Genomic DNA, 12,757 nt, shown 5'->3' with positions numbered 1-12,757 from the left:
AATTCCCCCTAATTAGTTGATTTCAAGTGCTCTCTTTAAAACAGCCATTCTGACGAATACTCCATTTTCCATCTGCTTAAAGATTCTTGATTGATCACATTCCACCAATGAATCTGCAATTTCAACTCCACGGTTGACCGGTGCCGGATGAAGAATGATACCGGTTGGTTTCATTCGTGCTTTTCGACTTTCCGTCAAACCAAAGCTTTCATGGTATTCTTCTTTCGTTAAGCATGAGGTACTATCGTGGCGCTCATGTTGGATTCTAAGTAACATGACCACATCAGAGTCTGCTATACAGTTATCTATCGGCATATATTGATGTCGATCCTGTGATGGGAACCATTCCCTTGGTCCAGAGAACATCACTTCTGATCCCAGCTTTGTTAACGCTTCTGCATTGGATCTTGCCACTCGGCTATGGGCAATGTCTCCAATGATGGATACCTTCAGTCCTTCAAACCCTCCAAATTCCTGGCGAATGGTCAGCAGGTCCAAAAGGCATTGAGTAGGATGATTACCACAGCCATCGCCTCCGTTGATGACGCTTAAATTAAGTGGTTCAAGTTCATCGAAGTATCGTTCAATGGAGTGTCGGATGACTACGGTTTCAACACCGATGCTTTCTAATGTTTTCACCGTGTCATACAAGCTTTCTCCCTTTTGTACACTTGAAGTCTGTGATTCAAATGGGATGACCTCGAGTCCAAGCTTCCTTTCCGCCATTTCAAAACTGCATTTCGTCCGGGTACTTGCCTCGAAGAAAAGATTGGCTACATATCTATTGGAGCCTTCCCTCCATGTTTCTCCTTCTTTAAAGCGTTCAGCCGCATCTAATATTTCAATGATTTCCTCTTTTGATAAATCATTCATTGTCAACAAGTTCTTCATCATGGGACAACCCTTTCTTCTCTTCTTTCAAAAAAACACCCTGTCAATTTTCTGACAGGGTGTTTTTGAACATGCCAACAGGGACAGTGCGAAAAATCCCACGTGCCTGACTTGTTCAAATTCACCCTTCCTAGACTCTCTGGACCATGTTAAAAGGTGCTTCTATGCAACATCTTGTTAAGCATTTTCTTCTTCGAATAAGTTGTTTTCCCCTTCGCTTTCTTCTCTGCCTGGTAAGACAAGGTTAAGGAAAACTCCGACAATTGCCGCAAGCGCCATTCCTGATAAGGATACCTGCTCGTTGACCTTCACGAATGCCCCACCTACCCCGATCACCAGGATCACTGAGGAAATTACCAGGTTTCGCTTGTTTCCCAGGTCTACTTTGTTATCAATCAGCATGCGCAGTCCGCTAGATGCGATGATTCCGAACAGAAGGATGGAAACTCCGCCCATGACGGCTGATGGAATCGATCCAATCAAGGCTGTTATCTTCCCGATAAACCCGAACATGATGGCAAGAACCGCGGCTCCTCCGATGACGAATACGCTGAATACACGTGTTATGGCTAATACTCCAATGTTTTCACCATACGTTGTATTAGGTGGTCCACCGAGAAAGGATGCAATCACCGTTGCTACCCCATCCCCAAGAATGGAGCGGTGAAGACCTGGCTTTTCAATGAAGTTCCGTCCAACTACTTTACTTAGAACCATCTGGTCTCCAGTATGCTCTGCCAAGGTTACGAGGGCAACTGGTACCATGATGGACACGATTTCCCAAGAGAAGCTTGGTGTGTAGTCAATGAATGGGATAAAGAAATCCGGCATTTGTAAGAGCGGAGCATCCAACACCTTTTGGAAGTTCACTAATCCCGCAAAAACCGCTATGATATACCCTCCAACGATTCCGGCTAAAATCGGCACCATACCGAGAAAGCCTTTAAAGTATATCGAGCAAATCACCGTAATGGCCAGAGTGGCAAGAGCTACCATGAAGTGTGTGTTGCTGTAAACCAATTCATCTGCTCCAGGATTTTCGTACATGGCCATATTAACAGCCGTTCCTGCCAGTCCTAATCCAATAACCATAATCACAGGTCCTACAACTATCGGCGGAAGAATCCGTACAAGCCATTTCAGCCCCAGTTTCGAGATGAGCAATGCTACGATTCCGTACACTATTCCGGCGAGAAAGCTTCCCATCATGGCAGCCTCAGGACCTCCAAAACTTTTTGCAGCAAGAATAGGTGCGATGAATGCGAAGGATGATCCTAAATAAGCAGGGATTCTTCCTCTTGTGATCAAGAGGTAAGCAAGTGTTCCTAATCCACTTGAGATAAGGGCAACCCCAGGGCTTAGCCCTACCAGGAATGGAACCAATACCGTAGCCCCAAACATGGCGAATAGATGCTGTATACTCAATGTGATCCATTTTCCTAACTTCGGCACTTCTTCTACGTCTAACACAACTTGATGATTTTGATTCATTTATGTTTCCTCCTCTAATACCCAAATTTCCCCATAAAAAAACCCTCTTTGTCCTAAAGAGGGCACAAAGAGGGTACAAGAAGGCCTGTTTCTACCTTCATTCCCATCCTTTGTCAGCCTCACGGGACCACTCTTAAAAGGACTTACGTCATTCTTTTTCGTGAATTGCAACGATATCTTCCTGATCGACCTCGGTTAAGGCAACCATGATTTTTTCGGAGCTTGATGTAGGAATATTCTTTCCGACAAAGTCAGCCCTTATCGGTAATTCTCTATGTCCCCGGTCCACCAGCACTGCAAGTTGAATTTGACTTGGTCGTCCGAGATCCATTAATGCGTCCAAACCAGCCCGGACCGTTCTTCCTGTGAATAATACATCGTCTACCAGGATTACTTTCTTGTTCGTAATATCAACAGGCAGGTCAGAACCTTTGACCTCTGGTTCATGATCCTCTGTTTTCTTTGATAAGTCATCCCGGTATAGAGTGATGTCTATTTCCCCTACGGGAATTTGCTCACCTTCAATATCATGAATTCGCTCGGCTAATCGATTAGCGATGTAAATGCCTCTTGTTTTAATACCAACCAGAATACAATCTTCAATTCCTTTGTTACGCTCGATGATTTCATGGGCGATTCTTGTCAGTGCCCTTCGAATGGCGGGTTGATCCAGAACCGTAGCTTTTTTAGTCATTTACGCCACCTCGTTTCAATAAAATAAAAAATCCCTCTCACCGGATGGATGAGAGGGCACACTTATCGTTGTAATCTGATTGCACGCCAAAATGATTTGGTCGTACATGCTCCTTCTCAGCCTCACGGGACCGTATTAAAGGTTACTTATTCAATTAACTAAATCATATAGGTACAGTCGAAATTTGTCAACGATTATTTTCAAGATGCTTCACAAGTTTAGTGAACTCGTGAGGTAACTCCGTGTGGAATTCCATATACTCTTCTGTTCTAGGATGGACAAAACCTAACACACCCGCGTGAAGGGCCTGTCCTTCAATGCTCAATGTCTTTCGTGGTCCATACTTTGGATCCCCCGCAAGCGGGAAGCCGATATACTTCATGTGCACACGGATTTGATGCGTTCGACCCGTCTCCAATTCACATTCGACTAATGTGAAATCTTTATATCGATCCAACACTCTGAAGTGTGTCACCGCTTGTTTGCCGTTATCCACTACAGCCATACTTTGGCGATCTTTAGGGTCCCTTCCGATCGGAGCATCAATGGTGCCGTATTCATGGGGAATCAGGCCATGTACAATGGCCGTATATTTTCTTGTTACGGACTTTGCTACAAGCTGATTAACCAAATGCTCGTGAGCCATATCATTTTTCGCCACCATCAGTAAGCCTGAAGTGTCCTTATCTATACGATGGACGATCCCTGGTCTTAGAACTCCATTAATGCCGGATAAATCCTTACAGTGAAACATCAATCCATTCACCATTGTCCCTGAATAATGCCCAGGTGCAGGGTGAACCACCATTCCCTTTGGCTTGTTTACAACAATGACATCCCCATCTTCATAGGCAATGTCAAGATTGAGGTCTTCCGGCTCTACATCCAACTCTTCGGGTTCCGGGATCGAAACCTCGATTACTGCATCCGCTGGACATTTGAAATTAGGTTTGACTGCCTCACCATTAACTTTAATATGACCTTCTTTTATCCATTGTTGAACCTGTGAACGGGACCATTCCTTGTTCAACTGACTTACGACTTTATCAATTCGTTCTCCCTGGTCTTCCTGCTGTATGTTGTGCTGAATTACTTCCATTTTTGTTCTCCTTCTTTGCTTTTCGTTCGTCTAAATACATGTAAATTAGTAACAATGCTACTCCAATGGTTAATGCTGCATCGGCAATATTAAAGATCGGAAAATCATAGGAAAAGATGTATGTATTTAAGAAATCAACCACTTCTTTCCGAAAGACACGGTCAATAAAGTTTCCAATAGCTCCACCAAGCATAAAGGCTAAACTTAAACTAAATAAAGAATGCCCTTTTGCATGGACTTGCATATAATACACGATACCTACAATCACTACTACTGTAATAATGTAAAAAAACCACATTTGCCCTTGAAGTATTCCCCATGCTGCACCTTGATTTCGATGAGAAGTAAGATATAAAAAATTGTCTATAATCTTTATACTTTCTCCTTCTGTCATTCGTTTCACAACCAACCATTTTGTTAATTGATCTAGTCCAATCACAACCAAAGCCAATAAATAATAAAACACAAAGGCAACCTCCGAACATCGTAAAATGATTACCTTTGCATTTTAGCATAAAAGGGGAAATAAAGACACTTAAACTAAATGAGAACGATGAAACCCGCGCTTAGCACTCAGGAATAAGATGAGATCTTTCCAAATCGTCTCCACTCCAATGCATCATGAAGCGTTGAGCAGGTCGGGTTCATCTTTATGAAATCAAAGGGGATTTCTTCTCCACTCATTTCACAATACCCGTATTGATTATCTCTAACACGATTTAGGGCTTGTTTTACTTCGGTAATTTCATCATCAATATACTGCTGAATTAAAGGATGTTGAGATCTACTTGCCTCCAGCTCTTGCAACGATGTTGTCAGCTCTTGAACAATGGATGTGTATCGGTCATATGTCATCTTTGATCCCTCCATTTATAGTATGGGGGAAACACACCTGAAAATTGTGTTGCAAGATATAGCAATTTTGGAATTAGAAAAAGACAAATAAAAAAGGCTGACCCACATAAAATGCGGGTCAGCCTTTCGGTATTATGTCAGGTGAGAATAGCTTTCTTTCACTACTGATGCACAGCGTGTGCAAAGCGTCGGATGATCCTTATCCTCACCCACTGTGGTTGTGACAACCCAACAGCGGTCACATGTTTCACCCTCGGCTTTTTCGACGACAATATTGTTTTCACCAAGACTTAATGCATGTTCAGGTGCTTCGCTCAATGATCCACCGATTTCAAAGGCGGACACGATGAACAATTGTTTTAAGTCTTCCTTAATGGAACCGAGTAAAGCTTTCGTTTCATCATTCACGTATAGAGTCACTTTAGCCGTTAATGATTTCCCAATCATCTTCTGATTGCGAGCTTCTTCAAGACCCTTTAATACATCATCTCTTAACTCAAGGAAAGCATTCCATTTCTTCTTCAACTCATCAGAGTTTCTTAACTCTTGCACTTCAGGCATATCAGTAAGTTGAACACTTTCTCCCTCTACTCCAGGGATATGAGCCCACACTTCATCAGCTGTATGAGAAAGGATTGGAGACATCAGTTTCGTAAGAGCAACCAGGGATTCATATAACACAGTTTGAATGGCACGACGCTCTTCATGATTTTCTGACTCAATATATAAAACATCCTTCGAAAAGTCTAAATAGAATGAACTTAAATCAAGCGTACAGAAATTATTTACAGCGTGATAGATGCTTGCAAACTCATATTTGTCGTATGAATTTCTCACATTTTTCACAAGATCATTCAGCTTTACAAGCATGAATTGATCCACTTCTCTTAATTGATCGAAGGATACCGCATTGGTACTTGGATCAAAGTCAGAAAGATTTCCTAATAAGAAACGGTACGTATTACGGATTTTACGATACACTTCAGCCACTTGCTTCAAGATTGGATCTGATACACGTACATCCGCTTGATAATCAACCGATGCAACCCAAAGGCGAAGGATATCGGCTCCAAGCTGCTTCATCACTTTTTCAGGAACGACTACGTTCCCTAATGATTTACTCATTTTTCTTCCGTCCCCATCAAGAGCAAATCCATGACTTAACACGCCTTTATATGGAGCTTTACCCGTCACTGCTACACTTGTAGTCAAAGAAGAGTTAAACCATCCGCGATATTGGTCAGATCCCTCTAAATAAAGGTCTGCAGGACGCTCGAGGTCATTTCTTTCTTCAAGTACCGCTTGATGTGAGGAACCTGAATCAAACCAGACGTCCATGATATCCTGTTCTTTTGTGAACTTCCCATTCGGACTTCCTTCATGGGTAAATCCTTCAGGTAGAAGATCCTTCGCTTCTTTTTCAAACCAGATGTTTGATCCATGTTCACGGAAGAGCTTCGATACATGGTCGATTGTTTCATCTGTAATGATTTCCTGGCCATTTTCAGCATAAAATACCGGGATCGGCACTCCCCATGCACGTTGTCTTGAAATACACCAGTCTCCACGGTCTCTGACCATATTGTAAAGGCGTGTTTCCCCCCAAGTTGGGACCCATTTCGTTTCATTGACAGCTTCCAGCAATTCTTTACGGAATTTATCGATTGACGCAAACCATTGTGCCGTCGCTCTAAAGATAACAGGCTTTTTCGTACGCCAATCATGTGGATAGGAGTGAGTGATAAAGTTAAGCTTTAATAATGCTCCTGTTTCCTGTAACTTTTCGGTAATCGGCTTATTGGCTTTATCATAGAACAAGCCTTCAAATCCAGGTGCTTCTGAGGTCATTACTCCTTTATCGTCTACTGGACATAACACATCCAAACCATATTTCTTTCCTACCAGGAAGTCATCTTCCCCGTGTCCTGGTGCAGTATGAACACACCCTGTACCAGATTCAGTTGTAACATGTTCGCCTAGGACAACAAGTGAATCCCGATCATATAATGGATGTTTTGCCACGATATGCTCAAGCTCCGCACCTTTAACCTTATTGAATACTGAGTAATCTTCCCATTCCAGATTCTTCGCAACTTCTTCCAATAAATCTTCTGCTACTACATAGCTGCTTTCTTTCACATTGACAACGACATAGCTTAAATCTTCATGCACGGCAATTCCCAGGTTGGCAGGAATCGTCCAAGGAGTTGTCGTCCAGATGACTAATTGAGTCCCTTCTTCAAGAACACCCTTACCTTCTGTAACGGCGAAACCAACGTAGATGGAAGGAGAACGCTTATCCTGATACTCGATCTCTGCTTCTGCTAAGGCTGATTCACTTGAAGGAGACCAGTACACTGGCTTTTTACCTTTATAGATATAGCCTTTCTTCGCCATATCACCAAACACTTTAATCTGTTGAGCTTCGTACTCAGGCTTTAAGGTGATATATGGATTATCCCAATCACCACGGACCCCTAATTGTTTGAACTGAGTGCGTTGGTTATCAACTTGCTCATAAGCATATTCTTCACACAATTTACGGAACTCAGCGATAGTCATTTCTTTACGCTTCACGCCTTTGTTCGTTAACGCCTGCTCAATCGGTAAACCATGAGTGTCCCAGCCTGGAACATATGGTGCATGGAATCCACTCATGGATTTATAGCGGACGATAAAGTCCTTAAGAATTTTATTTAATGCGTGACCCATATGAATATTTCCATTGGCATATGGAGGTCCATCGTGAAGAACAAATAATGGACGATCATTCGTTCTCTCCTGCACTTTTTGATAAATATCCATTTCTTCCCATTTATTCTGTGTATCCGGTTCTCGTTTTGGTAAATTTCCTCTCATCGGAAATTCCGTCTTCGGCATCAATAATGTATCTTTATACTCCATGAAATCTTCCTCCTAAACGTTTCTCTTAATTGCCATCTTTTCTAAAACCTGCAATTCTTAATCAGGCTATCCCTTTTGGAAACAAAAAAAGCTTCCTCATCCCTGTAAAGGGACGAGAAAGCTTTTCCCGCGGTACCACCCTCATAAAGATCGAAACCGATCTTCACTCGTTTTGATTCGTAACGTGAACAAGACGCTATTCATTACTCTCCAGAAGTGAATTTCATGAATGGAGCTCGAGGGTGATTTTCCGTACCTTTGTTCCTTGTCGGGCTTACACCGTCCCCGACTCGCTATAAAGGAAATATCATAAGAAACGTACTGTCCCTGTCTTAGCCTTCATTATGGCAATTTAGATTGTTGTTCAATTATATGAAAGTATTGCGCTTTTCGTCAAGACAATGTCTCTTCTTCTTTTAAAGTTTTTAAATCTGTTGCGTCCAGATCAAATTCCATTAATTGATCCCAATCATTTGTATCAAGTAAATCAAGCTGAGCTTCGATTAACATTTTGAAACGAGTCCGGAACACCTTTGACTGCTTCTTGAGCTCTTCAATCTCGATGGCAATCTTACGGGCTTTAGATAATGATTCATTAACGATGCGATCAGCATTCTTTTCGGCTTCCTTAATGATCAGCTTCGATTCTTTCATTGCATTACGCTTAACTTCTTCCCCTGCTTCTTGAGCGATGACGATTGACTTGTTTAACGTTTCCTCGATGTTTGTAAAATGGCCTAAACGTTCATTCAAGGAGTTTAAACGTTCTTCCGTTTCCTTCTTCTCTCGGATAAGAATTTCATAATCCTTAATAATTTGATCTAAAAATTCATTAACCTCGTCCTCATCATAACCACGAAAGCCACGACTAAATTCTTTATTATGTATGTCTAATGGCGTTAAAGGCATGGGAGCCACCTCCAGTACTTGGTGAATTACATATTTATTATAACTAAAATTTCGACAGTATGTGGGAGAATTCCTTTAATTTTCTTAAATTATTTCAGTATTCCAACAGAAATTCGCCATTTATCCCTTTTTGTTCTTCCTTCAATGGACAATAACTTACTTCTACCATATCCTCTTGCTGAAATTACATCCCCAGCTTCTACTTCAAAGGAGGCATTCTCGACCGTTTTCCAATTGACTTTTACATGATTGCTTTTAATCAATGTTTGAGATTTTTGACGGGAATCATTATAGATTGCTGCGAGAACGACATCTAACCGCAGGGAGCTTACAGTAGTCACTTTTTCCATCCATTCTTCCTTGCTCTCGATTCGATCCTTCATTGGAATATCCTTCATGGAAATCTTCGCTTTGCCTATTTGTGTGAGTTCCATCCTGACGTATTCAGAAATCTCATCTGCGAGCATGAGTTGAATGGTATCGTCCTCAGATAGAATGTCACCGAATTTTTCCCGTCTCAACCCTAATGACATGAGAGTCCCTAATACCTGTCTATGCTCTATTGTAACAAACTTGGACGGGTACTGTATTTCAAATAACTTAATACCAAAATCTTCTTCCTCAGGTTGAAAATAAGAAGGATATAATAATGCTCTCTTCCTCTCCGTATTCTCAGGGTAAAAGGAGAAAAGAATTTCGTCGTTGTTTCCGATAATCGACTCGACAATATACTGTTGTCTTGGATCCAAAAAGTCCGTTCGTTTGGCTGAATATTGATTTTCCACCGCCAGTTTCCACTCCAGTACAGCATCAACAAACTCTTTCTCATCCTGCCTGAAATGTTGATAAATTGAAGACACATGCTCACCCCCTATGTGATTTACCCAAAATAAAAGAACTGAAACTGTTCAATCCGGTTTCAGTTCTTTAAAGGAAATTTGATATCCTGATTCTCAATTATATAAGCCATCTAAATAATTGGTATAACCCAGATTGCGCCAAGTTCAACACAATGAATGCCACGATTGGTGAAATATCAATCATCCCGATTGAAGGAACGAAACGTCTGAACGGCTCTAAATACGGTTCGCATATTCTTGATAAGAACTGACCAATTGCCGATTCCCTTGCATTTGGAAACCAGGACATTAATATATAAATGATTAAAGCCCAGGAGTAAATTTGAATAAGGTTCGATAAAATCTCATAAAGCAACACCATAATTTACATTACCACCTCGAATCTGATAGATCTTCTTCTTTCAAGAACTCTGAGATATTTCCGCTCACTTCCACATTATCAGGCGTACAAAGAAAAATATTATCTCCTACACGCTGAATGTCGCCTCCAATTGCGTACACAGTTCCACTTAAAAAGTCGACAATGCGTTTCGCTTGATCATGTTGAATCCGCTGTAAGTTTACCAGTACAGAGCGTCTATTCTTTAAATGATCAGCAATCTCTTGAGCTTCGGCATATACTCTTGGCTCAACCAGAATCATCTTAGAAGATTTTTGAACACTTTGAAGACTTACAACATTTTGTTTCGAATTTGAAAGCTGCGACTTCATGGGCTTTTTCTCCTCATATTCTTCTTCAAACTTTTCTTCTTCATAATCATATTCATCTTCATCCAACAAAAAGAACGTTTTAAACTTTGACTTGATACCCATTTGTATTCATCCCCTCTCAGTCATTTCCAACTAATGCAGTTCCAATACGAATAAACGTAGCTCCCTCTTCGATTGCAATCATGTAATCATTGCTCATCCCCATTGATAATTCTGAACAAGGGGCATATGGGAGGTTTAAAGAGATGACTTCTTCCTGGATTGTTTTCAAGTGTCTAAAACAAGTCCTTAAGAATGGTTCATCGTCCGTATGTGGAGCCATCGTCATTAATCCTACGACTTTAATATTTGTGAAGTCTTTTAGACTCACAATAAATTCTTTTACCTCTTGAGGTGATAACCCATGTTTAGAATCTTCTCCCGAAACATTCACTTGAACAAAACAGGACACAGGCTTGTCCGCTCTTTTATGAATTTCTTTGGCTAATGACAGACGATCCAGAGAATGTATGTATGATACTTTATCAATGATGTTTTTTACTTTTCTAGTTTGCAGAGAACCAATAAAATGCCACTGGGGTTTGTCCTGTAGAACATCCCACTTTGAGAGCATTCCTTCGTCACGGTTCTCACCTAAGTGCATGAGGCCGGCTTCAACAGCTTCTTCGGCTCTCTCAATTGAAACGTATTTAGTGACCGCTACAACATGTACGGCTTCAGGATTTCTTCCACTGCTTTCACATGCGTTTTCAATATTTTTCTGGATGATTTTAAGTTTTTCAGATACCTTCATTTTTTTTCTCCTTCCAGCCAATGAAGCTCATGATTCTTCCTGTTTTACCACCATCTCTTCTGTATGAGAAAAACTCATTGTGACAGGATGAACAATAACTAGAAGTGTGGATTTGTTCAGCATTTAAACCAGCTTGCACTAAAAGCTGTTCATTCAATTTCTTTAAATCGAGGTAATATTGTCCCTCTTCCTTTAAATTATAGGGTAAGTTGTTTTCATCTTCTAGTGTTTTTTTCACTTTATTGATCACATAGTCATCAACTACATAGCAATTCTTACATATGGATGGCCCGATCACAACCTCCAGGGAAGACATGGAGGCACCTTTCTCCATAAAAGCATCGACCATTTTGGGCCCTATTTGTAAAACAGTACCTTTCCATCCGGCATGGGCCAATCCGATTGTACCCGAATCTTTATCCAGGAAATAGAGAGGTACACAATCCGCATAACACATCGTCAATAGAATATTCTCATTCCGAGCAATAAAGCCATCAGTTTCTTTAATGCTGGTATGATAGTGCTCTGCACCTTTTCCCATGTCTACTTTTCCTACTGTATGAATGTTGTTTCCATGGGTTTGCTCAGCAGCCGCCCATGATTCAACTGGCATCATCAAACTGGAAGCAAGTAATTGACGATTTTGAATCACTGAAGATTCATCGTCTCCCACGTGCAATCCCATATTGAAAGAGTGAAATGGTCCGGTACTGACACCACCCCATCTTGTTGTGATCCCTGCAACTAGTCGAGGATTACTTTTCGTCCATGTATTTATAGAATAATAAGATTCTGTTTCTCTATTGAAAGGCTCCTTTGACACGTTGAATCTCCTTCGTTTTTATTAAGTGTACCATATTCCCTGAAGATTCGTCATGTATCGGGGGCTTGTTTCGGTTCCTGCAGTTGACCTTGAATATAATGACTTTCTTTATATCTGACCAGAATAACATCTTCCCCTATTTTTACAATGCTGCTCCAAGGAATCACAATATCTTCATCTTTTCCGAAGAAACCCAATATCTTCCCTCCACCACCGATGACAATGGCCTCAATTCTTCCAGTATCCAGGTTAATTTCTATATCCCCTATATTCCCTAATTTCCGTCCGTCAGATATACTCACAACATCTTTCACCTGAAATTCAGATATACGTACCATCTGTTTTCACCCTCTCTTCTTGTTGTTTTTCATTGTGTACCATATATTCAAAGACTGTTCATTCACCCAATTCAAGTAGTTAATAATAGTGTATGCAACAAAAAAAAAGGCAGACCTACCCGAAGGAGATCCGCTTTTCTTTTCTTTTGTCCAGCTACAGGRCTTAGAGGCTCGAGGTCATAAGTCAAACCATCCAAAAAGGCAAAGAACGCCTTTCCGGATGATTCGCCTTATGCTTGTCGCCTCTGGGCAAAGCCCTTCCGCTTTTCGTTTGTCCAGCTACAGGACTTAGAGGCTCGAGGTCATAAGTCAAACCATCCAAAAAGGCAAAGAACGCCTTTCCGGATGATTCGCCTTATGCTTGTCGCCTCTGGGCAAAGCCCTTCCGC

14 protein-coding genes and 1 other annotated feature are annotated in these 12,757 nt (G+C 41.2%); all 14 genes read right to left on the bottom strand.

Going from position 1 to position 12,757, the window contains the following annotated elements:
• Positions 1-12: 12 nt before the first annotated feature.
• Positions 13-891 (bottom strand): aspartate carbamoyltransferase catalytic subunit, encoded by an 879-nt coding sequence (locus FZC88_RS02705; protein WP_148994264.1) that lies wholly within the window; start codon positions 889-891, stop codon positions 13-15.
• A gap of 177 nt (positions 892-1,068) precedes the next feature.
• Positions 1,069-2,382 carry a uracil-xanthine permease family protein gene (locus FZC88_RS02700; RefSeq protein ID WP_148993558.1) on the bottom strand — a complete coding sequence of 438 codons (1,314 nt, stop codon included), beginning with the start codon at positions 2,380-2,382 and terminating at the stop codon, positions 1,069-1,071.
• Between the two features lie 148 nt (positions 2,383-2,530).
• On the bottom strand, positions 2,531-3,076 hold the full coding sequence (gene pyrR, locus FZC88_RS02695) for a bifunctional pyr operon transcriptional regulator/uracil phosphoribosyltransferase PyrR (protein ID WP_113968281.1): 546 nt from the start codon (positions 3,074-3,076) through the stop codon (positions 2,531-2,533).
• A gap of 187 nt (positions 3,077-3,263) precedes the next feature.
• Positions 3,264-4,175 carry an RluA family pseudouridine synthase gene (locus tag FZC88_RS02690; protein WP_148993557.1) on the bottom strand — a complete coding sequence of 304 codons (912 nt, stop codon included), beginning with the start codon at positions 4,173-4,175 and terminating at the stop codon, positions 3,264-3,266.
• On the bottom strand, positions 4,123-4,641 hold the full coding sequence (lspA, locus tag FZC88_RS02685; protein ID WP_148968679.1) for a signal peptidase II: 519 nt from the start codon (positions 4,639-4,641) through the stop codon (positions 4,123-4,125). The genes FZC88_RS02690 and lspA overlap by 53 nt, the downstream gene beginning before the upstream one ends.
• Before the next feature lie 107 nt (positions 4,642-4,748).
• Entirely contained in the window at positions 4,749-5,030 is a 282-nt protein-coding gene (locus tag FZC88_RS02680) for a hypothetical protein (protein ID WP_148968678.1), read from the bottom strand.
• A 132-nt stretch (positions 5,031-5,162) separates the two neighbouring features.
• Complete coding sequence (ileS, locus tag FZC88_RS02675) at positions 5,163-7,934, bottom strand: isoleucine--tRNA ligase (RefSeq protein ID WP_148993556.1); 2,772 nt, start codon at positions 7,932-7,934, stop codon at positions 5,163-5,165.
• A 105-nt stretch (positions 7,935-8,039) separates the two neighbouring features.
• Positions 8,040-8,277, bottom strand: a binding site (T-box leader).
• Positions 8,278-8,327: 50 nt separating this feature from the next.
• Entirely contained in the window at positions 8,328-8,843 is a 516-nt protein-coding gene (locus FZC88_RS02670) for a DivIVA domain-containing protein (protein WP_098350955.1), read from the bottom strand.
• 89 nt (positions 8,844-8,932) lie between these two features.
• A complete protein-coding gene (locus FZC88_RS02665; protein WP_148993555.1) occupies positions 8,933-9,703 on the bottom strand; it encodes a YlmH family RNA-binding protein in 771 nt (256 codons plus the stop codon).
• 97 nt (positions 9,704-9,800) lie between these two features.
• Positions 9,801-10,064 (bottom strand): YggT family protein, encoded by a 264-nt coding sequence (locus FZC88_RS02660; protein ID WP_148968675.1) that lies wholly within the window; start codon positions 10,062-10,064, stop codon positions 9,801-9,803.
• Between the two features lie 8 nt (positions 10,065-10,072).
• A complete protein-coding gene (locus FZC88_RS02655; protein WP_113968289.1) occupies positions 10,073-10,516 on the bottom strand; it encodes a cell division protein SepF in 444 nt (147 codons plus the stop codon).
• Positions 10,517-10,532: 16 nt separating this feature from the next.
• A complete protein-coding gene (locus tag FZC88_RS02650) occupies positions 10,533-11,207 on the bottom strand; it encodes a YggS family pyridoxal phosphate-dependent enzyme (RefSeq protein WP_148993554.1) in 675 nt (224 codons plus the stop codon).
• Positions 11,194-12,030 (bottom strand): peptidoglycan editing factor PgeF, encoded by an 837-nt coding sequence (gene pgeF / locus FZC88_RS02645; protein WP_148993553.1) that lies wholly within the window; start codon positions 12,028-12,030, stop codon positions 11,194-11,196. The genes FZC88_RS02650 and pgeF overlap by 14 nt, the downstream gene beginning before the upstream one ends.
• A 50-nt stretch (positions 12,031-12,080) precedes the next feature.
• Entirely contained in the window at positions 12,081-12,368 is a 288-nt protein-coding gene (locus FZC88_RS02640; RefSeq protein WP_148968672.1) for a YlmC/YmxH family sporulation protein, read from the bottom strand.
• Positions 12,369-12,757: the final 389 nt, after the last annotated feature.

This window comes from Rossellomorea aquimaris, from assembly GCF_008180865.1.
Lineage (GTDB): Bacteria > Bacillota > Bacilli > Bacillales > Bacillaceae_B > Rossellomorea > Rossellomorea yichunensis.
Note: the sequence above shows the minus strand (reverse complement) of the source record. Positions and strands in the feature narration are given on the sequence as shown.

What these genes read in the sequence shown, in the direction of transcription:
- FZC88_RS02705 (WP_148994264.1), bottom strand. Translation starts at nt 891, where the DNA reads ATGAAGAACTTGTTGACAATGAATGATTTATCAAAAGAGGAAATCATT.
- FZC88_RS02700 (WP_148993558.1), bottom strand. Translation starts at nt 2,382, where the DNA reads ATGAATCAAAATCATCAAGTTGTGTTAGACGTAGAAGAAGTGCCGAAG.
- pyrR (WP_113968281.1), bottom strand. Translation starts at nt 3,076, where the DNA reads ATGACTAAAAAAGCTACGGTTCTGGATCAACCCGCCATTCGAAGGGCA.
- FZC88_RS02690 (WP_148993557.1), bottom strand. Translation starts at nt 4,175, where the DNA reads ATGGAAGTAATTCAGCACAACATACAGCAGGAAGACCAGGGAGAACGA.
- FZC88_RS02680 (WP_148968678.1), bottom strand. Translation starts at nt 5,030, where the DNA reads ATGACATATGACCGATACACATCCATTGTTCAAGAGCTGACAACATCG.
- ileS (WP_148993556.1), bottom strand. Translation starts at nt 7,934, where the DNA reads ATGGAGTATAAAGATACATTATTGATGCCGAAGACGGAATTTCCGATG.
- FZC88_RS02670 (WP_098350955.1), bottom strand. Translation starts at nt 8,843, where the DNA reads ATGCCTTTAACGCCATTAGACATACATAATAAAGAATTTAGTCGTGGC.
- FZC88_RS02660 (WP_148968675.1), bottom strand. Translation starts at nt 10,064, where the DNA reads ATGGTGTTGCTTTATGAGATTTTATCGAACCTTATTCAAATTTACTCC.
- FZC88_RS02655 (WP_113968289.1), bottom strand. Translation starts at nt 10,516, where the DNA reads ATGGGTATCAAGTCAAAGTTTAAAACGTTCTTTTTGTTGGATGAAGAT.
- FZC88_RS02650 (WP_148993554.1), bottom strand. Translation starts at nt 11,207, where the DNA reads ATGAAGGTATCTGAAAAACTTAAAATCATCCAGAAAAATATTGAAAAC.
- FZC88_RS02640 (WP_148968672.1), bottom strand. Translation starts at nt 12,368, where the DNA reads ATGGTACGTATATCTGAATTTCAGGTGAAAGATGTTGTGAGTATATCT.